We start from the raw sequence: 20,727 nt of genomic DNA, 5'->3' as shown, positions 1-20,727 counted from the left end.
TCGCCCGCACGAGTAACGTATGGAGTGGATATGGGCGTTTTCGCACGACTTTTCCGGCGGTCGAAGGCCACGGAGGAGGCGTCAACCGTCGAGGCCCAGGCCGACACACCAACGGCCGAGCCCGCGGCGGAAGAGGCGGCGGAGGCGAAGGGGTCGGCTGAGACCAAGGCCGAGGACGCGGCCGAACCGACGACGGCGGAGTCCGTCGAGACCGACGCCGACGACGGCGTCGAGATCCCCAAGCAGCAGTCCGCCGACGAGGCGGCCGACAGCGAGGCCGGTGAGGGCGCCCGCACGTAACTGCCCCGCGCGGGAAGGTGAACGATGGGTCTGAAGGACAATTTGAAAGCCAAACTCGCCCCGGCGAAGGACAAGGTCTCCGGCCTCGCGCAGCGGCACGAGGGCAAGATCCACCACGGCCTCGAAAAGGCCGCGAAGGTCGTCGACGAGAAGACCAAGGGCAAGTACAGCGACAGGATCCACACGGGCACGGGCAAGGCCAAGGGCGCCATGGACCGACTCGCGCACAAGGGCGACGACAAGGCGACCGGCAGCAGCACACCGCCGCCGGACGCACCCCCGCCGACCACCTGAACGGCACTTCGACGGACGGCCGCGGAGCTTGACGGCTCCCGGCCGTCCGCCGTTTTCGAAACCGTTTCGACGTCGGCTTCCTGGGTTGGGCGCGCGCTACGACCAGGTCGCGACCAGGTATCCCACCCCGTACGGCGCGTCCTCGTACAGCAGGGCGCCCGAGAGACCCGCCTGCTCCGCGGCGCCCGCGAGGACCTGCCAAGGGGCCCGGCCCGACGCCTTCAACTCCTGCGCGAGCTCGGTGTCCAGTTCCTTGAGGGCGGCCACGTCCGCCTCACCCAGCGCACGCGCGACGGACGCGTCGAACGGGGCCGCCCGCTCGTCGAGGTACCCGGGCGCCTTGAGCGTGCGGCAGGCGCTGGCGTCGCCCATCACGAGCAGTGCCACCCGCTCGGCCCGGGCGGCGATGTCCCTCCCGATTTCAATACACCGCTCGGCCTCAAGAGGTTCCCCCACACCGAGTCCCTCGATCGGGGCGTCCGACCAGCCGGTCCGCTCCAGCAGCCAGGCTGCGACGGCGAGCGAGGACGGCAGCCGGAGCCCCGAAGGCGCCGGACCGGCCACGTCGCCATCGCCCTGGCCCTCGCCGTGGCCCAGCCGTACGTCGAGGTCCACCCCGAAGCCGCGGAACGTACCCCGTGTCCCTTGGGGATACGTCAGCCTCCCGCTCCCCTCGGCGGGCCCCACGACCACGAGTCGGTCCGGTCGGGCGGCGGCGAGCAGGCCCAGCGCATCCGTACAGGCAGCCCGCGCGGCGTCCAGCTCGGGCGCGGCGCCCGCGGCGACCGGAGGCACGAGAAGAGGCGGGCAGGGGCAGACGGCGGCAGCGGCAAGCATGATCGGCAGCCTACTGCGAGGCCTCGGGGCGACCTGGGACGGCAGCCACGAGGCCCTTCGAGAAGATGCCTCGCCGCGCCGACGAGCGTCAGTCGACCGCAGGTCAGTCGACGGCACAGCCCCCGGTGACGGCCGGCAGCGGCTCGGGCACGCCCACCTTGGGGAGCCCCAGCATGACACCTGCAGCCTTGGTGGCCTCGGCGGCGTTGCGCTTCTCCCAGGCGTCGCCCACGCGGGTGCGGCGCACGTTCAGGACGGCGCCCTCGGCGAGGAGGTGGTGGGGGGCGGCGTACGTGATCTCGACGGTCACCACGTCGCCGGGGCGGACCTCCTGCTCCGGCTTGGTGAAGTGGACCAGTCGGTTGTCGGGGGCGCGGCCGGACAGGCGGTGCGTGGCGCCGTCCTTGCGGCCCTCGCCCTCGGCGACCATCAGGTCGAAGGTGCGGCCGACCTGCTTCTTGTTCTCGTCCCAGGAGATCTCCTCCTGGAGGGCGACGAGACGCTCGTAGCGCGCCTGAACGACCTCCTTGGGGATCTGGTTCTCCATGGTGGCCGCCGGGGTGCCCGGGCGCTTGGAGTACTGGAAGGTGAAGGCCTGGGCGAACCGCGCCTCACGGACGACGTGCAGCGTCTGCTCGAAGTCCTCCTCGGTCTCGCCCGGGAAGCCCACGATGATGTCGGTGGTGATCGCGGCGTGCGGGATGGCGGCGCGGACCTTTTCGATGATCCCCAGGTAGCGCTCCTGGCGGTAGGAGCGGCGCATCGCCTTGAGGACCGTGTCCGAGCCGGACTGGAGTGGCATGTGCAGCTGCGGCATCACGTTCGGGGTCTCGGCCATCGCCGCGATCACGTCGTCCGTGAAGTCGCGCGGGTGCGGGGACGTGAAGCGGACGCGCTCCAGGCCCTCGATGTTGCCGCAGGCCCGCAGCAGCTTGCTGAACGCCTCGCGGTCGCCGATGTCGGAGCCGTACGCGTTGACGTTCTGGCCGAGCAGCGTGATCTCGCTGACTCCCTCGGCGACGAGGGCCTCGACCTCGGCGAGGACGTCGCCGGGGCGGCGGTCCTTCTCCTTGCCGCGCAGGGCGGGGACGATGCAGAAGGTGCAGGTGTTGTTGCAGCCGACGGAGATCGACACCCAGGCCGCGTAGGCGCTCTCGCGCCGGGTCGGCAGCGTCGACGGGAACGCCTCCAAGGACTCGGCGATCTCGACCTGCGCCTCCTCCTGCACGCGCGCGCGTTCCAGCAGGACGGGGAGCTTGCCGATGTTGTGCGTGCCGAAGACGACGTCCACCCAGGGCGCCCGCTTCACGATGGTGTCGCGGTCCTTCTGCGCGAGGCAGCCGCCGACCGCGATCTGCATCCCGGGCCGCTTGGTCTTCATCGGCGCGAGGTGGCCGAGGTTGCCGTACAGCTTGTTGTCGGCGTTCTCGCGGACCGCGCAGGTGTTGAAGACGACGACGTCCGCGTCACCGTCGGAGCCCTCGGGTGCGCGCACGTAACCGGCGTCTTCGAGCAGGCCGGACAATCGCTCGGAATCGTGGACGTTCATCTGGCACCCGTAGGTACGCACCTCGTATGTCTTCACGTCCACTGCCTGGCTCCGGTCGCTGCTGCTCATGGGACAAGGGTATGCGGTCGCGAGAACCCGTCGCCCCGGCCTGGTGGGGCTGAAGCGGCGGGAGAGAGCTACCGCGCGGGAGTCGCCCATCCCTGCCGACGCAGCACGCCCGACACGTCCGGCGCCTCGTAGTGCTCGCCCTTGAGGACCTTGCCGTCGGCTCTGCGGGAGATCCGGCCGTCGGGGCCCAGCTTGGTCATGTTGGAGCGGTGGATCTCGGACAGTACGGCGTCGAGGTCGATGCCGTGGACCAGGGCCGTGCCGTACGCGACGTAGACGACGTCGGCCAGCTCGTGCGCGAGCTTGTCGAGCGGGCCGGTCACGGAGACCTCGGCGACCTCCGCGGCCTCCTCGGCGAGCAGCTCTCCACGGTGGGCGGCGAGTTCCGGGGAGACCTCGGTCGGCGTTCTGCGGGCGTCGAGGCCGAAGGCGAGGTGGAATTCACGGACCAGGTCGGCGGGAGAGGAACTCATACGGCGACTGTATCGGCCGGGTCTGACACTCCTCGGCCGCTCCTTGGCCACTGCTCGGCTCGCGGCAGCGACCACCCCGGCGCTCCGACAGCCCCGCCCGTTGCGTCCCCTGTGACCCCTGCCCTGGTCAGCACCGCGTACCGGCTGGCAGGATCGCGGCCATGTTCAAGGCATCCACCCGCATCAGCAGGCGCCGGGCCCTCGAGGGCGCGGCTGCCGGCCTGGTGACCCTCGGGCTGCTGTTGTGGTGGCTGCTGCCGCTCGGTGAGGATCCGCCGAGCGGGACGATCACGTTCAGTACGGGCACGCGCGCGGGGGTCTACCAGGAGTACGGCGAGCTCCTGCGTGAGGAGCTCGCCAAGGACATGCCGCAGCTGAAGGTGCGGCTGACGACGAGTGCCGGGTCGCAGGAGAACGTCGAACGCGTGGCGACCGGTGAGGCCGACTTCACGATCGCCGCCGCCGACGCCGTGGACACCTTCAGGATGGGCGGCCGGCCCGTCACCGACCGGTTGCGTGGCGTCGCCCGTCTGTACGACGACTATGTGCAGCTCGTCGTCCCGCCGGACTCGGACATCCGCTCCGTCGCGGACCTGAAGGGCAAGCGGGTGGCCATAGGGCTGCCCAACTCCGGTGTGCGGCTGATCGCCACCCGCGTACTGGAGGCCGCCGGCATCGATCCGGAGAAGGACATCACGCCCAGGTCGGACGGCATCGACACCGGGCCCAAGCGGCTGGGAGACGAGCTGGACGCCTTCTTCTGGTCGGGCGGACTGCCGACGGGCGGCCTGGAGGAGATCGCCAAGACCTCCGCGTTCCGGTTCGTGCCGATCGACGCGGACCTCGTCGCCAAGGTGCACGCCCAGGGGGACGCGGCCCACTTCTACCGAGCGACCAACATGCCGGAGTCGGCCTACCCCAGCATCCAGGACGGCGCCACCGTGCCGACGATCGCCGTGTCCAACCTGCTGATCACCCGCAAGAACATGGACCCCCGGCTCACCGAGTGGCTGACCCGGACGGTGATCAAGAGTCGCGACGGCATCGGCGCCCACGTCCACTCCGCGCAACTCGTCGACCTGCGCACGGCGATCTACACCGACCCGCTGACCCTGCACGAGGGTGCCAAGCGTTACTACCGCTCGGTGAAGCCGTAGGGCAGGTCGCCCGGGCCGGCCGTGGCGCAGGCCGCCTGGGCCAGCACCTGGCACCTGCCCGCTAAGGCGTAGGCCCCGACCTCGGCACCGTCACCGTCACCCGCAACCCGTGCGGCTCATGACGGCCGTACGCGATCGACGCACCGCCCGGCGCCAGCAGTGCCCGGGAGATCGACAGGCCCAGACCCGAGCCCTTGATGTTCTGGTGCCGGCCGCTGCGCCAGAAGCGGTCGCCGATGCGGGCGAGTTCCTCGTCGGTGAGGCCGGGGCCGTTGTCGGCCACCTCGATCGTCGCCGTCCTGCCGTTGGACGCGACGGTCACCTCGACGCGCTCGTCCCGCGGTGTGAACTTGACCGCGTTGTCGATCACCGCGTCCAGCGCACTGGACAGTGCCACAGGGTCGACCCAGGCGGTGGTGGGCGGACAGGTGCCCACCAGCCGTACCCCCTTGGCGTCGGCTGTCGGCGCCCAGGCCGCGACGCGCTCCGCGGTCAGCGCGCCCACGTCGGTCAGCCGGAGGTCGGCCTCGGTGTGCTCGGCCAGGGCGAGGTCGAGCAGGTCGTCCAGGACCTGCGCCAGGCGCTTGCCCTCGGCCTGCACCGAGGCGATCTCCGCATTGCCCTCGGGCAGTTCGAAGGCGAGCAGTTCGATGCGCAGCAGCAGCGCCGCGAGCGGGTTGCGCAGCTGGTGCGAGGCGTCGGCGACGAAGGCGCGCTGCTGCTCCAGCACGTCCTCGACGTTGTCCGCCATCTCGTTGAACGACCGGGCCAGCCGTCTGAGTTCCGGCGGACCGCTGGCCACCGCGACACGTGACTTAATGCGGCCGCTCGCGATCTCGTGCGTGGTGACATCCAGGACGCGCACCGGCCTGAGCACCCACCCGGTCAGCCTGAGGGCGGCCCCGACGGCCACCAGCATCGCGGCCGTCAGCCCCGCGCCGATGATCAGCCAGCCGTGCAGGATCCGCGAACGCATCTGCCCGGTCGGCGAGTCGGTGACCACGACCGCGACGACGTCGCCGTCCCGAATGACGGGCGAGGCGATGACGAGGCGGTTGCGCTGCCAGGGCCAGACCTGCTTGGGGTCGTGGCTGCGCCGGCTGAGCAGCGACTCCTTGAAGGCGTCGCGCTCTTCGCCGGTGTCGGGCAGGAGCCAGGTCGTCGGGCCGCTGGCCAGGGGCGTGTCGTTGGGCAGGAAGACGCCGGCCCGGATGCCGTAGACCTCGTAGTAGCTCTCGAGCTCCCGGCTCAGGATGCGCAGGTCGTCGCGGGAGCCGGTCGTGGTGTCGGCGGCGGGCCGGGCAATCGCCGCGAAGTACGCGGTGTCGTCGATCCGGTCGACGACCACCTTCTGCTGCTGGGCCGACGCCAGGCTGACCGCGAGCGGTACGCCGAGGGCGAGCAGCACCGCGGCCATCAGGACGATCAGCAGCGGGAGGAGACGAGTGCGCACCCTTGCCCGCTACGACGCCGGGGCGACGAGTCGGTAGCCGACGCCGCGTACGGTCTCGATGAGCGCCGGCATGCGCAGCTTGGCGCGCAGGGACGCCACATGCACCTCAAGCGTGCGCCCGGTCCCCTCCCAACTCGTGCGCCACACCTCGCTGATGATCTGTTCCCGGCGGAAGACCACCCCGGGGCGCTGGGCGAGCAGGGCGAGGAGATCGAACTCCTTGCGAGTCAGTTGGACAACCGAACCGTCCACGCTGACCTGGCGGGTCGGCAGCTCGATGTGTACGGCACCCAGGCGCAGCACGCCGTCGCCGCCCACCTCGGCGTCCTCCTGCACGGTGCGCCGGCTGACGGCGTGGATCCGGGCGAGCAGCTCTCCGGTGTCGTACGGCTTCACCACATAGTCGTCGGCCCCGAGGTTGAGGCCGTGGATGCGGGAGCGGACGTCGGAGCGCGCGGTGACCATGATCACCGGGGTGCTGGTGCGCTTGCGGATCTTGCCGCAGACCTCGTATCCGTCCTGGTCGGGCAGGCCGAGGTCGAGGAGGACGACACCGAAGCCGTTGCCCTCGGGTACCAGCGCCTGGAGGGCCTCCTCGCCGCTGCGCGCGTGCGTGACGTCGAAACCGTGCCGTGCCAGAACCGCGGACAGCGCGGCGGCGACGTGGTTGTCGTCCTCGACGAGGAGCAGTCTCATCCCGGCCTCCTTCGGTTCATCGGCCGTACGATTCAGGTAGGTACACAGTGCGTGCGCACGCGCGCGTGCACCATGGAAGTCACGCTGATGGACGAGGACGCCGTCAAGTGGGTTCCGGTTGCTCACGGCTTCCGTTATCCAGCCGGTACGCGCCCGGTCTCAAGTGCTACGACACGTGTCCGATTGCTATCGGATCGTGATGCTCAGATTCCCCTCAGAACTGATGACGCAGGTCGGATACGGTTACTACTGTCCTCCGAAACCGAGGAGGACGGAGCCTGAGAGCGATGACCGAAGTATCGGTGGCCAAGGAAGATGTGGCCGCGACCGGCGAGCTGGTCGTCCTGAAGAACGTGAACAAGCACTTCGGCGCCTTGCACGTGCTCCAGGACATCGATCTGACGATCGCCCGCGGCGAGGTCGTCGTGGTCATCGGACCCTCCGGGTCCGGAAAGTCCACCCTGTGCCGCACCATCAACCGCCTGGAGACGATCGACTCCGGCACGATCGCGATCGACGGCAAGCCCCTGCCCGCCGAGGGCAAGGCGCTGGCCAAGCTGCGTGCCGACGTCGGAATGGTCTTCCAGTCCTTCAACCTTTTCGCGCACAAGACCGTGCTCGAGAACGTGATGCTGGGCCAGATCAAGGTCCGCAAGACCGACAAGAAGAAGGCCGAGGAGAAGGCCCGCTCCCTGCTCGACCGGGTGGGCGTGGGCAGCCAGGCGGACAAGTACCCCGCCCAGCTCTCCGGCGGCCAGCAGCAGCGTGTGGCCATCGCCCGTGCGCTGGCCATGGACCCCAAGGTCATGCTCTTCGACGAGCCCACGTCGGCGCTCGACCCGGAGATGATCAATGAGGTCCTGGAGGTCATGCAGCAGCTCGCCCGCGACGGCATGACCATGATCGTCGTGACCCACGAGATGGGCTTCGCCCGTTCGGCCGCCAACCGGGTGGTGTTCATGGCGGACGGCAAGATCGTCGAAGAAGCTGTGCCGGACCAGTTCTTCAGCAACCCGCGCAGCGACCGCGCCAAGGACTTCCTGTCCAAGATCCTGCACCACTGACGTGGTGCGTTCCACGCGCCTCTGACGGGGTGCGAGCCGCACCACTGACGGTGCGAGTCCGCACCCCTCACGAGGTGGGCACCACGCACCACCGACGGACTGCTTCCCGCACCCGACGACCTGCGTCACCGCCGTTCCTGACGGCACGCATCTCTTCTTCACACAAAGGATGTTCACCATGAAGCTCCGCAAGGCCTCCGCCGCGGCCGCCGCTGCAATCGTCCTCTCCATCACCGCCACCGCTTGTGGTGGTGACGGCGACAGCGACAGCAACTCGGGCTCCGGTGGCGGCGACAAGATCAAGATCGGCATTAAGTACGACCAGCCGGGTCTGGGCCAGAAGGAGCCCGACGGTTCCTTCTCCGGCTTCGATGTCGACGTGGCGACCTACGTCGCCAAGGAACTCGGTTACGACGCCGACCAGATCGAGTTCGTCGAGACCAAGAGCGCCGACCGCGAGAACGCGCTCGCCCGCGGCGACGTGAAGTTCATCGCGGCCACGTACTCGATCACCGACGAGCGCAAGCAGAAGGTCGACTTCGCCGGGCCGTACCTGCTGGCCCACCAGGACCTGCTGGTCAAGAGCGACTCGAAGATCTCTGAGGCCACCGACCTCAACGGCCAGAACCTGTGCTCGGTGGTCGGCTCCACCTCGGCTCAGAACGTCAAGAACGACTTCGCCCCGAAGGCCAACCTGAAGGAGAACGGCACCTACTCGGAGTGCCTCGCGGGCCTGCAGAGCGGCGCCGTGGATGCCCTGACCACCGACGACTCGATCCTCGCCGGCTACGCCGCGCAGGAGCAGTACAAGGGCAAGTTCAAGCTCGCCGGCCTCAAGCTGAGCAATGAGAACTACGGCATCGGTGTGAAGAAGGGCGACACCGAGACCGTCAACAAGATCAACGCCGCCCTCGAGAAGATGGTCAAGGAAAAGGCCTGGGACAAGGCGGTCGCCGACAACTTCGGTCCGGCCAACTACAAGAACGAGCCCGCGCCGAAGATCGGCGTCATCGTCAAGTAGCGCAAGGGTTCACCGGCGCGCCGCCGTCCACCGCGATCAGGGCGGCGGCGCGCCGCGCTATCCACGTACGCCACCCACCCGGAAGCGCGGGAGATCGTGTTCGACTTTCTTTCTGACTATGACAACCCGACCCTGTTGGGTGCCTTCTGGATGACGGTGAAACTCACCCTCCTCTCCGGCATCGGCTCCCTGGTCTGGGGCACCCTCCTGGCCGCGATGCGGGTCAGCCCGGTCCCGCTCATGCGTGGGTTCGGCACGGCCTATGTGAACATCGTCCGGAACATCCCCCTGACGGTCATCATCATCTTCACCTCGCTCGGCCTCGCCGACATCTTCGGCGTAACGATGGGCGCCTCCGACTTCAAGGTCCAGGGCTTCCGCCTGGCGATCCTCGGTCTCGTCGCCTACACCGCGGCCTTCGTCTGTGAGGCGATTCGTTCCGGCATCAACACCGTGCCGCTCGGCCAGGCCGAGGCGGCCCGTGCCATCGGACTGACCTTCAGCCAGACCCTCCGGCTGATCATCCTGCCGCAGGCCTTCCGCTCGGTCATCGGCCCGCTGGCCAACGTGTTGATCGCCCTGACGAAGAACACCACCGTGGCGGCCGCGATCGGCGTGGCCGAGGCCGCCTACCTGATGAAGGAAATGATCGAGAACGAGGCTCAGACGGTCCTAATCGGCGCGGTCTTCGCCTTCGGTTTCGTGGTACTGACCCTGCCGACCGGCCTCTTCCTCGGTTGGCTGAGCAAGCGACTGGCGGTGAAGCGATGAGCTCCGTTCTCTACGACGCTCCGGGCCCGCGCGCCAAGCGGCGCAATCTGATCATCTCGGTGGTCTTCTTCGCCCTGCTCGCCCTGCTCGTATGGTTCATCTGGAACACGATGGACGAGAAGGGCCAGCTGGAATGGGCCCTGTGGAAGCCGTTCACCCAGTCGGAGGCCTGGACCACTTATCTGCTGCCCGGCCTCGCCGACACGCTGAAGGCCGCGGCACTGGCCATGGTGATCGCTCTTCCGCTGGGCGCGTTCTTCGGCATCGCTCGCCTCTCTGACCACCGGTGGGTACGGCTTCCTGCCGCGTGGGTGGTCGAGTTCTTCCGGGCCATCCCGGTCCTGCTGCTCATGCTGTTCGCCAACGAGTTCTACGACCGCTGGACGAACGTCACCAGTGAACAGCGTCCCCTCTACGCGGTCGTCACCGGCCTGGTGCTGTACAACGCGTCTGTCCTCGCCGAGGTCGTACGGGCCGGCATCCTCTCCCTGCCCAAGGGGCAGAGTGAGGCCGCCATGGCGATCGGTCTGCGCAAGAGTCAGACCATGAGGAGCATCCTGCTGCCGCAGGCGGTCACCGCCATGCTGCCCGCCATCGTCAGCCAGCTCGTGGTCATCGTGAAGGACACCGCACTCGGCGGCGTGATGATCGGGTTCACCGAACTGCTCAACTCACGCGCGACCATGGCGTCCTACTACGCCAACGTCATTCCCAGCTTCATCGTGGTGGCGCTCATCTACATCGTGCTGAACTTCATCCTCACCAGCTTCGCCAGCTGGTTGGAGAAGCGACTGCGGCGCAGCAAGAAGAGCACAGGCGCGGTGCTCAGCGCCGAGGACATGGAGGAACTGAACCCGGCTGCGGTGGGCGGCTCCTTCGGGACCGGCGGCGAAGGCGGCGGCCTACCGGGGTCCAGGACCTATACCTGACGAGCAGTCAAATAGCATGAGCGACCCAGAGGGCAGTGGCATGATCGCCACTGCCCTCCGTCACTTGACGCAAGCACCGGCAATGGGTTGCATACGTTCTGTGATCGTGCACCCTGCTCCAACTTTCTGTTCACTCGCGTCCCTCGGGACACCGCTGCGGGCAGGGGGCGCCGCGCCGTGGACCCGGTGATCATCGTCGGAGCGGGGCCCGTCGGGCTCACGCTCGCCCTGGCACTGGCCCGTCAGGAGGTGCCGTCCGTCGTCCTCGACGAGGGACCCGGCAAGGACGAACTCCGCCTCGCGCGTACCGTCGTCCTGCGCGAGGAGACCACCGCCCTCCTGGAACGCCTGACGGGCACTCCGCTCTCCGAGGCCGGGGCCCACTGGGCCGGATGGCGGGCAGTGCGGCGCAAGCAGGTGATGCGCGAGATCACGTTCGACGACGCCGCCGAAGAGGAGGCAGAGGGACGCGAGCGCGTCACGACCCCCGCTCCCCTGCACATCGCCCAGCACGTGCTGACCGGTGCCCTGCGCGCGGCCCTCGCCGACGAACGGCTCGTCAAGGTCGTCGTGGAAAGCCGCCTGGACGCCATCGAGCAGGAGCCCTCGGGCGTCACCGTCCACACCCGCGGCCCCAAGGGCACCTGGTGGCGCGCCAGTTACGTGGTCGGCTGCGACGGCCCCCGCTCGACCGTGCGCAAACTCCAGGACATCCGCTTTCCGGGCCGTACGGCGGTGGAGCGACACGCCGTGGCCGCGCTGCGTGTGGAACTTCCGTGGGAGGGCCAGGCGTTGCTCCATCGGATGCCGCCGTGGCGGACGTCCGGACCCTCGGGCGGGGAGGTGACCGGACGGCCGCTCCCGGACGGGGTCTGGCGCCTTGACTGGCTGCTGCCGCCGGGCAAGGACCTGGTCACACCCGAGCTGCTGGTGTCGCACGTCCGCGAGACGCTCGCCGGCTGGTCCACCGGTCCGACACCGCCGTACGAACTCCTCGACACCGGGGTGCACACGGTCCATCACCGCCTGGCTCGCCGCTGGCGCGTGGGCCGCGTCTTTCTCGCCGGGGACGCGGCGCACTGCCTCGGCACGCTCGGCACACATGGGCTGGAAGAAGGGCTGAGGGACGCCGACAACCTCGCCTGGAAGCTGGCGTCGGCCTGGCACCACGGGTCGTACGAGGCGCTGCTGGACAGCTACCAGGCGGAGCGGCGCGCGGCCGTCGCCGCCCGGCTGCGCGCCGCCGACCAGGCACTGCCGTTGCTGCGCGGCGGCGGAGGGCTGCGCGCGTACGTCCCCGGCTCCACCCGCGGCCATGACGCGCTGCTGATCGACGGCCACCTCGGGCAGGGAGCGATCGGTGCGCCGGGGACGTATGCCGGCTCACCCCTCGCGCCCCCGCACCTGGAGGGCGAGGTCCCGGTCGACACACCTCGCGGTGCGCCGGTCATGGACGTACGCGTAACGGCCGAGGACGGCTCCTTCGTACGGCTTCGGGACCGGCTCGGACGCGGCGCGCTGCTGGTTCTGCTGATCGCTCCCGGCACGGGCGTGTGGGAGCGCAAGCACTGGGCGACCGCCGGGATCATGCCGCGACTGGCGGCCGCAGTGACGGCGCTGCCGTATCCGGCCGAACTACTGGTCGCGGAAAGCTATCCGGGGGCGTCCGCGCACAGCGTGCTGCTCGTCCGACCCGACGGCCACCTGGTGACCGCCTTGAGCGGGGTGCGGCCGGCCGATCTGTACGCGGCCGCCGAGGCGACGCTGGGTGGACCGGTCAAGGCGACCAAGGCGGCCAAGACGAGCAAGGCGAGCAAGGCGAGCAAGACCGGCCAGGCCGCCGAGGAGGCGGAGGCTGCGGCCGGCTCACGCTGACGCCTTCGCCTTCGCCTTCGCCTTCGCCTTCGATCAGAACGGCCGACCCGATGGCCGAGAAACGAACAGGTCCTGCCCCGGAAGCAGCACTCACCGTCACTGTGTGGTCCGCATAGTGACAGTGAGTTGACCGGCCCGCACCGGCATGGTGTACTCCGGATCGTGACCGACACCTGTGTGCGCCTGTGGCGGAGGGTCCATATGGACCTCGTCCGCTATGCGGGCTGCGTGTGTCGCCCGTCCTGCTGAACTCGCCTCTCTTCTTCTCGCGCGCGCCGCTCCTGGCCTCCTGATTCCTGTCTCCGGTGCCGTCGCGCGCACTTCGCGAACTCACTTCAGGACGGTGCCCGTGTCTGTCTCTCCTGCCGCCGTTGCCGCTTCCAACCCGGTGGCCAGGCCTCCCGCATCGAATTCCACGGCGAACTCCACTCCGACGCAGGCGGACCTTCTCGACTTCGTACGGCGTACCGCCGCCGACTCCGACTTGATCGCCTCGCTTCCGCTCGACCCAGAAGGCCGCACCTGGGTACGGCTCGAAGGCCCCGGCGGCAGCGAGGCCTGGCTGATCGGCTGGCCGCCCGGGACGGGCACCGGCTGGCACGACCACGCCGACTCGGTCGGCGCCTTCGTCACCGCGGCCGGTGAGCTCAAGGAGAACGCGCTCGCCGTCCGGCTACCCGCCGACGGCTGGAAGACGCTGGAACTGACGGACGACGTGGACCGGGAACGGCGGTTGCCGGCCGGAAAGGGCCGTTCCTTCGGCCATCACCATGTGCACGAGGTCCTCAACGAGTCCTCCGACCAGCATGCGATCTCCGTGCACGCCTACTATCCGCCGCTGCCGCGCATCCGCCGCTTCAGCCGCAGCGGGCCGATCCTGCGCCTGGAGCAGGTGGAGCGTCCGGAGGACTGGCAGTGAGCGGCGGGAGTGAGCGGCCGGTCGGCATCGACGAGTTGCTGGAGCGGGTACGCGCGGGCTACTCGCGGATCGAGCCGCAGAAGGCGTACGAGGCGGCGCAGTCCGGCGAGGCTCTGCTGGTCGACATCCGGTACGCGGCCCTGCGTGAGCGGGACGGTCTGATCCCGGGAGCCCTCGTGGTCGAGCGCAACGAACTGGAGTGGCGGCTCGACCCCCAGGGCAGCCATCGCGCCCCCGAGGCAACGAGTCACGAGCTTCTGGTCGTCGTAATCTGCAACGAGGGGTACGCGTCGAGCCTGGCAGCCGAGTCGCTACGGCGACTGGGACTGCACCGGGCCACCGACCTGGTCGGAGGTTTCCAGGCGTGGCGGGCGGAGGGGCTTCCGGTCCGGTGACGTAGGGGCTGGAGAAGCTCATGCCCAGCGAGTGATCGAAGGCAGCGGAGCGGGACGGTGCCAACAGACCCGCCTGATCACTGTCCGGCCCCGAACGCGATGGGCGCCCCCGCGCGTCCACCGTGTCCGGGACCGGAAACCTTGCGATCGTCGTCGGCCTTCGCTCATGTCCAGGCCCATGTGCGGCCGTCTATGGTTCCGGGGCCGTCCGGATCAGTACCCCTCGTCCCCGAGGAACTCCGTGTCCTCGTCCTCTTCCTCCAGGGCCTGCCGGACCACTCGTAGGGCCATGCCCTCGGGGTAACCCTTGCGGGCGAGCAAGCCCGCGAGGCGGCGCAGGCGCTTGTCGCGGTCGAGGCCACGCGTGGAACTCAGCTTGCGGGCGACGAGTTCGCGTGCGGTCGTCTCTTCCTGTTCGGAGTCGAGCTGGGAGACAGCCGCGTCGATCAGTGTGGAGTCGACGCCCTTGGTGCGCAGTTCCCGGGCGAGCGCGCGGCGGGCGAGCCCTCGGCCGTGGTGCCGGGACTCCACCCAGGCGTCCGCGAACGCACTGTCGTTGATGAGGCCGACCTCCTCGAACCTCGACAGCACCTCCTCGGCGGCATCGTCCGGGATCTCGCGCTTACGCAGGGCGTCCGCGAGTTGCTTGCGCGTGCGCGGGGTCCCGGTGAGCAGGCGCAGACAGATCGCCCGCGCCTGCTCCACCGGGTCCCCTGGGGGCGTCCTCTCCTCGGCCCTCGACGAGGAAGAGGCGCCTCCGTCCTCACCGGGCGGCTCTGTACGACCGCGCCGACGACGCCCGCGCGAGCCGTCCGAGCCCCCGGCCCCGCTCCGGCTGCGGCGCGAGCCACGACCGGGTGCACCGGAGCCGGACTCACCGAAGCCATGTACTGAACCGCCCTCAGCCCACGCCTCGCCGTCCACGGTGCCTTGGCCCGGCTCATCGCCGTAGGTCAGGCCGGGCTCGTCGCCGTATGCCGAGCCCGACCCGTCGCCGTACCCGCCGAAGGACCTGCTTCTGCCGTACGGCGCCGTGCCGTCGTCCCCCCGGTCCGCGTCATGAGCCGCGTCTCCTTCATGGGCACGGCCGCCCACCCCGGAGGAGCCCTCGCCGCCGCCTCGTCTCCGCTCGCGCGGAGCGTCCGGGTAGGCGGCGTACTCGGCCCAGTCCGTTCGCCGTGTCACGGGTCAGCTCTTGGCTGTCGCAGCCTTGGTCTTGGCTGCCTTGGTCGCCGGAGCGGGCACCGTCTTCGCGGCGTCGTCCGGGGTGGCGGAGACCGCGGCGTCCGCACCCGGCTCGGCAGCGGGCTCCTCCGGCCGCACGCCGACGCCCAGCTTCTCCTTGATCTTCTTCTCGATCTCGTTGGCCAGGTCGGGGTTGTCCTTGAGGAAGTTGCGCGCGTTCTCCTTGCCCTGGCCGAGCTGGTCGCCCTCGTACGTGTACCAGGCGCCGGCCTTGCGGACGAAGCCGTGCTCCACGCCCATGTCGATCAGGCCGCCCTCACGGCTGATGCCCTGGCCGTAGAGGATGTCGAACTCGGCCTGCTTGAAGGGCGGCGCGACCTTGTTCTTGACGACCTTGCAGCGGGTGCGGTTGCCGACCGCCTCCGTGCCGTCCTTCAGGGTCTCGATACGGCGGATGTCGATACGCACCGAGGCGTAGAACTTCAGCGCCCGGCCACCGGTCGTGGTCTCCGGGGAGCCGAACATCACGCCGATCTTCTCGCGGAGCTGGTTGATGAAGATCGCGGTGGTCTTGGACTGATTGAGCGCGCTGGTGATCTTCCGCAGGGCCTGGCTCATCAGACGGGCCTGGAGACCGACGTGGCTGTCGCCCATCTCGCCCTCGATCTCCGCACGCGGGACGAGCGCGGCGACGGAGTCGATGACGATGAGGTCGAGGGCGCCGGAGCGGACGAGCATGTCCACGATCTCCAGGGCCTGCTCGCCGTTGTCGGGCTGGGAGAGGATCAGGTTGTCGATGTCGACGCCGAGCTTCTTGGCGTACTCGGGGTCGAGGGCGTGCTCCGCGTCCACGAAGGCGACCTGGCCGCCGGCCTTCTGCGCGTTGGCCACCGCGTGCAGGGTCAGGGTCGTCTTACCGGACGACTCCGGGCCGTAAATCTCCACGACACGGCCGCGCGGCAGGCCGCCCACGCCGAGGGCCACGTCGAGCGCGGTCGACCCGGTCGAGATGACCTCGATGGGCTCATTCGACCGCTCGCCCATGCGCATGACCGCGCCCTTGCCGAATTGCCGTTCAATCTGTGCGAGCGCGGCATCCAGGGCCTTCTCGCGGTCGGTTCCTGCCATGGGTTCCACCCGGTTTGCTTGAGTCGATCGCTTCACGTCAAAGACGCTAACGCCTGCCACTGACAATGCGCCCCGACGCCCGTCCGGCCTGTGGATAACTCGGGAACTTCTCCATCGAAACCTGGGCGAAATGCCCGTCGAGCGCCTCGCCGGAGCCTCCATGAGAATGGATGTTCGATTTTCGTGTCAAGCGCACCACACGTCACCTACGAGACTACGTTCGCGGCCCGGGACGCCCCGGATTCTCGGCCCTGCCGGCCCTGCTGGCCGCGCCCCGCTCCCACACGCGACCCCACAAGCAGACACCCCAAGCAGGTATAAACACGCAACCCCGGCAGACTCACGCTCCCAGGGCAAACCGCACGTACTACTCAGCCGGAGTTCTCCGTGGAACTCCCCCCGGAACCCCCCGAGTCCGTCCCTGGCCGCGCCGATCCCGGCCGCTTGGCCCACAGCGCACGCGCGCGCGTGACCAGACCCCGCCCCGCTCCCCGCCCCCGGTGCCCATGGACGCGGGGATCGTCCGTGACGTCGTAACGCTTCACGTACGCCCCCAGGAACGCCTGCAGCGTGGCGATGGCCGGGATGGCGATCAGCGCGCCCACCGCGCCGAGGAGGGCGGTGCCCGCGATGACCGAGCCGAATGCGACGGCGGGGTGGATGTCGACGGTCTTCGAGGTCAGCTTGGGCTGCAGGACATAGTTCTCGAACTGCTGGTAGATCACGACGAAGATCAGCACCCACAGCGCGTACCAGGGATCGACCGTGAACGCGATCAGCATGGGCAGCGCGCCCGCGAGATACGTGCCGATGGTGGGGATGAACTGCGAGACCAGGCCGACCCAGACGGCGAGCACGGGCGCGTACGGCACGTCCAGGCTCGCCAGCAGGATGTAGTGGGCTATCCCGGATATGAGCGCCATCAGGCCACGCGAGTACAGATAGCCGCCCGTCTTGATGACGGCGATCTCCCACGCCCGCAGCACCTCGGCCTGCTTGGCGGGCGGCAGTACGGAGCACAGCGCGCGGCGCAGTCGCGGACCGTCAGCGGCGAAGTAGAACGAGAACAGCGTGATCGTCAGCAGCTGGAAGAGACCGCCGAGGACCTGGGCGGACACGTCCAGGACGCCGGTGGCGCTGTTCTGCACGTAGTTGCGCAGCCAGTCGGACCGGAGCAGGCCCTCCTGGACGTCCACGCGGCGCAGCTCGGTGTTGAAGTGCGCGTTGATCCAGTTGATGACGGAGTCGAGGTATTCCGGGAAGTCCTCGACGATCTTGATGATCTGGCCCGCGAGCATGGACCCCAGCAGCGTCACGAACCCGGCGGACACGATGATCACGGCGAGGAAGACGATGCCGGTGGCCAGCCCTCGGCGCATGCCGCGCGAGGCCATCCAGCTCACCGCCGGTTCGATGGCCAGGGCCAGGAAGAACGCGATGAGGATGTTGATCAGTAGCCCGGTGAGCTGGTGAAAGGCCCAGCTGCCCAGCTGGAACACGCCGACGAGTGCCAGCGCGAGCACCAGGGCTCGCGGCAGCCAACGAGGCATGCGGGCGTCCGGCCCGGCGGCGCCCTCGCCCGGCGGCGGGGTGGGCGGCGTCGTGCCGAACGGTGATGTGTGCCGGGCGGGCTGCCCGGTCTCGTCAGTGCGTGCCACGAAGCAAGTCTCGCCCACGCCACCGACAACCGGCTGCCGTCCTGCGATCTTCGTGACCTGTCAGCGCTTCTCCCCCGGAACGTTCATGACGGAGCAGACCACACGCCACACGTCCTTGGCCTCCCAGCCGCTGTTCAGCGCCTCGTGCACCGTGCGCCCGCCGAGCTCCGCCATCACATGGTCGCGCGCGAAGGTGTCGGCGTATCCCGGACCGAAATGGTCCGCCATCCGCTCCCAGAAGACCGTCAACCGCATGCCTCCAGTATCCCGCCCCTGAGAGTGGGCCTGCGCCGGGTCCGCTTGTCGAGACCGCTTTCCACCCTACGGTCTGTCGCATGCCCGAAACCGGAGCTTCCCCACTCCCCCCGACGCCCCCGGCGCGCTCCCCGCTCTTCCGCGCCGAGCAGTTCGTCTGGCTCACCGCGCGCGTGCTCGAGCAGCGCCTCTTCGCTTACCACTTCCTGAACGGCGCCGCCGACCCGGTGGAGACCGCGCTGGACGCGTACCGCAACGAGGACGGCGGGTACGGCCACGCCCTGGAGCCGGATCTGCGCGGCCCGGTCAGCCAGCCGCTGCACACCGGTCACGCACTCCAGGTCCTGGACGCGATCGAGCGCTGCGGCGGACAGCGCGTGGACCGCGTGTGCCGTTACCTCACCTCGGTCTCCACCCCGGACGGCGCCCTTCCGGCGATCCACCCGAGCCAGCGCGGCTACCCGGCGGCCCCCTTCATCCCGATCGTGGAGGACGCTCCCAGCTCGCTCCTGGCCACCGGACCGGTGGTCGGTCTACTGCACCGCAACGAGGTCTGGCACGCCTGGTTGTTCCGGGCCACCGACTTCTGCTGGCAGGCGGTCGAGTCCCTGGAGAAGTCCCATCCGTACGAGATCGAGGCCGCGGTCGCCTTCCTGGACTCCGCTCCCGACCGCCCGCGCGCGGAGGCGGCCGCCGACCGCCTGGGCCGCCTGGTGCGCGAACAGTGCCTCGCGGCCCTCGATCCGGACGACCTCGACGCCTACCCGGTCTCTCCCGGCTACGCCCCCGGCGAGCACCACTTCCCGCATCACTACGCGAGGACACCGCGCTCCTTCGCGCGCGCGTGGTTCACGGACGCCGAGATGAGCCGTTCCCTCGACCACCTCGCGGGCGAGCAGCAGGAGGACGGGGGCTGGCCGATCCGATGGCGCCAGTGGGCGCCGGGCACCGCGCTGGAGGCACGCCCCATGGTGACCATCGAGGCGCTGCGCACACTCCGCGCGTACGGCCGTCACATCGGCTGAGCCTCACCCGCCCAGGGCCCGCACCCCCGCCGTCACCACCACGGCCGCCGCGACGACGAGCAGGAACGGCGCCCGCAGGACGAGCGCCACGGCAGCCACGGCGACTCCTGCCGCCCTCGCGTCCAGCACCAGTTCCTGCCCGTCCCCGAACGTCTGCTGAGCCGTGAGAGCGGCAAGGAGGGCGACGGGCAACAGGGCGGCGAGACGCCGTATCAGAGGCCGCTCCAGAGCGCCCGCGGGCACCAGCAGCCCGACGAGCTTGACGCCGTAGCAGCCCAGAGCGGTGACGCCGATCGCGATCCAGGTACTCACCGCTCGCCCTCCCGTACGTCTCCGCTACGTCCCTGCGCCCACAGCACGACCGGCGCCGCGAGGGCGGCCACCAGAACGGGCACGCCGGCGGGCAGCACGGGCAGCAACCCGAGTCCCAGCACCACGGCGAGACCGGCGACAGCCCGCTCGGTCGTCGACTTCAGCATCGGCGCGAGCAGCGCCAGGAAGACAGCGGGCCCGGCCGCGTCCAGTCCCCAGGCATCGGTGTCGCCCATGGCCTCCGCCCCGAGCCCACCGAGCAGAGTCGTCAGGTTCCACAGCACGTACAGGCTGAGCCCGGTCACCACGAACCCGATCCGCGCACCGCGCCGCGTCGGCTGCGCCAGCGCGACAGCGGCCGTCTCGTCGATCACCCACTGCGCGGCGAACGGCCGCACCGCGCGCGTGAGGCTCAGCAACTGCGACAACCGCAGCCCGTAGAAGGCGTTGCGCACCCCCAGGAAGAAGGCACCGGCTGCCGCGGTCAGCGGACCTCCCCCGGCCGCGAGGGCCCCGACAAGTGCGAACTGGGACGCCCCCGTGAACACCAGCAAACTGAGCGCGCAGGTCTGCACGAGCGTGAGTCCACTGCCCGCCGACGTCACACCGAACGCGAACCCGGACAGCCCGACGGCGACGCCGACGCCCAGTGCGTCCCGTACGACGACACGATCCGGTTTGTCTCCTTCGACACGGAGATCTTCGAGAGCTTTCTGTTCTGCCACGCCCGCGACGCTAAACCGACCACTGCCGCGCGTCTTGTACGTTCTTGCGCTCCCGCTGATACGCCCCCGGAGGAACGCCGACGATCCGGGTGAAGTGCCGGTTCAGATGCGACTGATCAGTGAACCCCACCGCCACGGCCGCCTCCGCCGGCGAGACACCCCCATCCAGCAGCCGCCGCGCCTCCCGCACCCGCGCATCGGTCAGCCAGGCATGCGGCGGCATCCCGTACAGCTCCCGAAACGCCCGCAGCAAGGCGAACGGACTGCTGCCAAGATCAAGAGCCAGCGTCTCCAGACTCGGCGGCTCGGCGATCCGCTCTTCCAACACCTCACGCGCGCGTACGGCGACCCGAGCCCCCGCCGTCCGCACCTCCCGCTGCGGCAGGGCCCCGCCGTTCAACCGCAGCAGCCTGGTCACGGCCACCCGAAGCAGCGTGTCGGCAGCCAACGCGTTCCCCTCATCAGCGGCACGCAGCACCTGATGCACCAGTCCCACGGCGTACCGATCATCCAGCACGGGCCTGACGAACCCCGGTGTCCCTCGGATCAAGGTGGTCTCGGCGGCGATCTCGGCCACCACCTCCGGCGACGGGTAGACGGCCCCGTACCGCCAGTGCCGCGCCCGCTCCCCTGAACC

23 protein-coding genes and 1 pseudogene are annotated in these 20,727 nt (G+C 69.5%); 12 read left to right on the top strand and 12 right to left on the bottom strand.

Going from position 1 to position 20,727, the window contains the following annotated elements:
* The first annotated feature begins 30 nt into the window (after window positions 1-30).
* Together L0P92_RS14420 and L0P92_RS14415 are read left to right on the top strand one after the other, a co-directional pair.
* Window positions 31-300 carry a hypothetical protein gene (locus L0P92_RS14420; RefSeq protein WP_234763049.1) on the top strand — a complete coding sequence of 90 codons (270 nt, stop codon included), beginning with the start codon at window positions 31-33 and terminating at the stop codon, window positions 298-300.
* Window positions 301-324: 24 nt separating this feature from the next.
* Window positions 325-594 carry an antitoxin gene (locus L0P92_RS14415; RefSeq protein WP_234763048.1) on the top strand — a complete coding sequence of 90 codons (270 nt, stop codon included), beginning with the start codon at window positions 325-327 and terminating at the stop codon, window positions 592-594.
* Window positions 595-690: 96 nt separating this feature from the next.
* Here L0P92_RS14415 and L0P92_RS14410 read toward each other — a convergent pair whose 3' ends face one another.
* The 3 genes from L0P92_RS14410 to L0P92_RS14400 form a co-directional block, all read right to left on the bottom strand.
* Window positions 691-1,431 carry a class III extradiol dioxygenase subunit B-like domain-containing protein gene (locus tag L0P92_RS14410; protein WP_234763047.1) on the bottom strand — a complete coding sequence of 247 codons (741 nt, stop codon included), beginning with the start codon at window positions 1,429-1,431 and terminating at the stop codon, window positions 691-693.
* A 103-nt stretch (window positions 1,432-1,534) separates the two neighbouring features.
* On the bottom strand, window positions 1,535-3,049 hold the full coding sequence (miaB, locus tag L0P92_RS14405; protein WP_234763046.1) for a tRNA (N6-isopentenyl adenosine(37)-C2)-methylthiotransferase MiaB: 1,515 nt from the start codon (window positions 3,047-3,049) through the stop codon (window positions 1,535-1,537).
* Window positions 3,050-3,117: 68 nt separating this feature from the next.
* Complete coding sequence (locus L0P92_RS14400) at window positions 3,118-3,522, bottom strand: pyrophosphohydrolase domain-containing protein (RefSeq protein ID WP_234763045.1); 405 nt, start codon at window positions 3,520-3,522, stop codon at window positions 3,118-3,120.
* 161 nt (window positions 3,523-3,683) lie between these two features.
* Here L0P92_RS14400 and L0P92_RS14395 point away from each other — a divergent pair, with 161 nt between their 5' ends.
* Window positions 3,684-4,679 (top strand): TAXI family TRAP transporter solute-binding subunit, encoded by a 996-nt coding sequence (locus L0P92_RS14395; protein WP_234763044.1) that lies wholly within the window; start codon window positions 3,684-3,686, stop codon window positions 4,677-4,679.
* 61 nt (window positions 4,680-4,740) lie between these two features.
* Here the strand turns inward: L0P92_RS14395 and L0P92_RS14390 are convergent, their stop codons facing one another.
* Together L0P92_RS14390 and L0P92_RS14385 are read right to left on the bottom strand one after the other, a co-directional pair.
* Window positions 4,741-6,132: a sensor histidine kinase gene (locus tag L0P92_RS14390; RefSeq protein WP_234763043.1), complete on the bottom strand. Its 1,392-nt coding sequence runs from the start codon at window positions 6,130-6,132 to the stop codon at window positions 4,741-4,743.
* 9 nt (window positions 6,133-6,141) lie between these two features.
* Window positions 6,142-6,828, bottom strand: a complete 687-nt coding sequence (locus L0P92_RS14385; protein WP_234763042.1) for a response regulator transcription factor — start codon at window positions 6,826-6,828, stop codon at window positions 6,142-6,144.
* A gap of 287 nt (window positions 6,829-7,115) precedes the next feature.
* Between L0P92_RS14385 and L0P92_RS14380 the strand changes: the two genes are divergently transcribed.
* The 8 genes from L0P92_RS14380 to L0P92_RS14350 all read left to right on the top strand — a co-directional run bounded on the left by L0P92_RS14380 (window position 7,116) and on the right by L0P92_RS14350 (window position 13,802).
* On the top strand, window positions 7,116-7,892 hold the full coding sequence (locus L0P92_RS14380; RefSeq protein WP_030046930.1) for an amino acid ABC transporter ATP-binding protein: 777 nt from the start codon (window positions 7,116-7,118) through the stop codon (window positions 7,890-7,892).
* A 178-nt stretch (window positions 7,893-8,070) separates the two neighbouring features.
* Entirely contained in the window at window positions 8,071-8,913 is an 843-nt protein-coding gene (locus L0P92_RS14375; RefSeq protein WP_234763041.1) for a glutamate ABC transporter substrate-binding protein, read from the top strand.
* Between the two features lie 96 nt (window positions 8,914-9,009).
* Complete coding sequence (locus tag L0P92_RS14370) at window positions 9,010-9,684, top strand: amino acid ABC transporter permease (RefSeq protein ID WP_062719417.1); 675 nt, start codon at window positions 9,010-9,012, stop codon at window positions 9,682-9,684.
* A complete protein-coding gene (locus tag L0P92_RS14365; RefSeq protein WP_234763039.1) occupies window positions 9,681-10,613 on the top strand; it encodes an amino acid ABC transporter permease in 933 nt (310 codons plus the stop codon). Before L0P92_RS14370 ends, L0P92_RS14365 begins: the two co-directional genes overlap by 4 nt.
* A 177-nt stretch (window positions 10,614-10,790) precedes the next feature.
* Window positions 10,791-12,488: an FAD-dependent monooxygenase gene (locus L0P92_RS14360; RefSeq protein ID WP_234763038.1), complete on the top strand. Its 1,698-nt coding sequence runs from the start codon at window positions 10,791-10,793 to the stop codon at window positions 12,486-12,488.
* A 162-nt stretch (window positions 12,489-12,650) separates the two neighbouring features.
* Window positions 12,651-12,737, top strand: a complete 87-nt coding sequence (locus L0P92_RS45705) for a putative leader peptide (protein ID WP_313960178.1) — start codon at window positions 12,651-12,653, stop codon at window positions 12,735-12,737.
* 100 nt (window positions 12,738-12,837) lie between these two features.
* Entirely contained in the window at window positions 12,838-13,407 is a 570-nt protein-coding gene (locus L0P92_RS14355; RefSeq protein WP_234763037.1) for a cupin domain-containing protein, read from the top strand.
* On the top strand, window positions 13,398-13,802 hold the full coding sequence (locus L0P92_RS14350) for a rhodanese-like domain-containing protein (protein ID WP_372497263.1): 405 nt from the start codon (window positions 13,398-13,400) through the stop codon (window positions 13,800-13,802). Before L0P92_RS14355 ends, L0P92_RS14350 begins: the two co-directional genes overlap by 10 nt.
* A gap of 213 nt (window positions 13,803-14,015) precedes the next feature.
* Here L0P92_RS14350 and recX read toward each other — a convergent pair whose 3' ends face one another.
* The 4 genes from recX to L0P92_RS14330 all read right to left on the bottom strand — a co-directional run bounded on the left by recX (window position 14,016) and on the right by L0P92_RS14330 (window position 18,028).
* Entirely contained in the window at window positions 14,016-14,987 is a 972-nt protein-coding gene (recX, locus tag L0P92_RS14345) for a recombination regulator RecX (protein ID WP_234763035.1), read from the bottom strand.
* Window positions 14,988-14,990: 3 nt separating this feature from the next.
* Window positions 14,991-16,115 carry a recombinase RecA gene (recA, locus tag L0P92_RS14340; protein WP_234763034.1) on the bottom strand — a complete coding sequence of 375 codons (1,125 nt, stop codon included), beginning with the start codon at window positions 16,113-16,115 and terminating at the stop codon, window positions 14,991-14,993.
* 371 nt (window positions 16,116-16,486) lie between these two features.
* A complete protein-coding gene (locus tag L0P92_RS14335; RefSeq protein WP_234763033.1) occupies window positions 16,487-17,773 on the bottom strand; it encodes an AI-2E family transporter in 1,287 nt (428 codons plus the stop codon).
* Window positions 17,774-17,833: 60 nt separating this feature from the next.
* On the bottom strand, window positions 17,834-18,028 hold the full coding sequence (locus L0P92_RS14330; protein ID WP_234763032.1) for a DUF3046 domain-containing protein: 195 nt from the start codon (window positions 18,026-18,028) through the stop codon (window positions 17,834-17,836).
* Between the two features lie 80 nt (window positions 18,029-18,108).
* Here L0P92_RS14330 and L0P92_RS14325 point away from each other — a divergent pair, with 80 nt between their 5' ends.
* A complete protein-coding gene (locus L0P92_RS14325; protein WP_234763031.1) occupies window positions 18,109-19,053 on the top strand; it encodes a hypothetical protein in 945 nt (314 codons plus the stop codon).
* 3 nt (window positions 19,054-19,056) lie between these two features.
* On the opposite strand, the gene L0P92_RS14320 is transcribed toward L0P92_RS14325, so the two are convergent.
* From L0P92_RS14320 to L0P92_RS14310, 3 genes and pseudogenes are all read right to left on the bottom strand, one after another.
* A complete protein-coding gene (locus L0P92_RS14320) occupies window positions 19,057-19,365 on the bottom strand; it encodes an AzlD domain-containing protein (RefSeq protein ID WP_234763030.1) in 309 nt (102 codons plus the stop codon).
* A complete protein-coding gene (locus tag L0P92_RS14315; RefSeq protein WP_234763029.1) occupies window positions 19,362-20,090 on the bottom strand; it encodes an AzlC family ABC transporter permease in 729 nt (242 codons plus the stop codon). The genes L0P92_RS14320 and L0P92_RS14315 overlap by 4 nt, the downstream gene beginning before the upstream one ends.
* A gap of 28 nt (window positions 20,091-20,118) precedes the next feature.
* Window positions 20,119-20,727 (bottom strand): annotated as a pseudogene (locus tag L0P92_RS14310) (helix-turn-helix domain-containing protein); the annotation flags it as partial.

It is taken from the genome of Streptomyces muensis (assembly GCF_021474425.1).
Classification (GTDB): Bacteria; Actinomycetota; Actinomycetes; order Streptomycetales; family Streptomycetaceae; genus Streptomyces; species Streptomyces muensis.
This window is presented reverse-complemented; position numbering and strand designations above follow the sequence as displayed.

Coding starts and splice junctions, on each gene's coding strand:
- L0P92_RS14420 (WP_234763049.1), top strand. CDS start 31: ATGGGCGTTTTCGCACGACTTTTCCGGCGGTCGAAGGCCACGGAGGAG.
- L0P92_RS14415 (WP_234763048.1), top strand. CDS start 325: ATGGGTCTGAAGGACAATTTGAAAGCCAAACTCGCCCCGGCGAAGGAC.
- L0P92_RS14410 (WP_234763047.1), bottom strand. CDS start 1,431: ATGCTTGCCGCTGCCGCCGTCTGCCCCTGCCCGCCTCTTCTCGTGCCT.
- miaB (WP_234763046.1), bottom strand. CDS start 3,049: ATGAGCAGCAGCGACCGGAGCCAGGCAGTGGACGTGAAGACATACGAG.
- L0P92_RS14400 (WP_234763045.1), bottom strand. CDS start 3,522: ATGAGTTCCTCTCCCGCCGACCTGGTCCGTGAATTCCACCTCGCCTTC.
- L0P92_RS14395 (WP_234763044.1), top strand. CDS start 3,684: ATGTTCAAGGCATCCACCCGCATCAGCAGGCGCCGGGCCCTCGAGGGC.
- L0P92_RS14385 (WP_234763042.1), bottom strand. CDS start 6,828: ATGAGACTGCTCCTCGTCGAGGACGACAACCACGTCGCCGCCGCGCTG.
- L0P92_RS14380 (WP_030046930.1), top strand. CDS start 7,116: ATGACCGAAGTATCGGTGGCCAAGGAAGATGTGGCCGCGACCGGCGAG.
- L0P92_RS14375 (WP_234763041.1), top strand. CDS start 8,071: ATGAAGCTCCGCAAGGCCTCCGCCGCGGCCGCCGCTGCAATCGTCCTC.
- L0P92_RS14365 (WP_234763039.1), top strand. CDS start 9,681: ATGAGCTCCGTTCTCTACGACGCTCCGGGCCCGCGCGCCAAGCGGCGC.
- recA (WP_234763034.1), bottom strand. CDS start 16,115: ATGGCAGGAACCGACCGCGAGAAGGCCCTGGATGCCGCGCTCGCACAG.
- L0P92_RS14330 (WP_234763032.1), bottom strand. CDS start 18,028: ATGCGGTTGACGGTCTTCTGGGAGCGGATGGCGGACCATTTCGGTCCG.
- L0P92_RS14325 (WP_234763031.1), top strand. CDS start 18,109: ATGCCCGAAACCGGAGCTTCCCCACTCCCCCCGACGCCCCCGGCGCGC.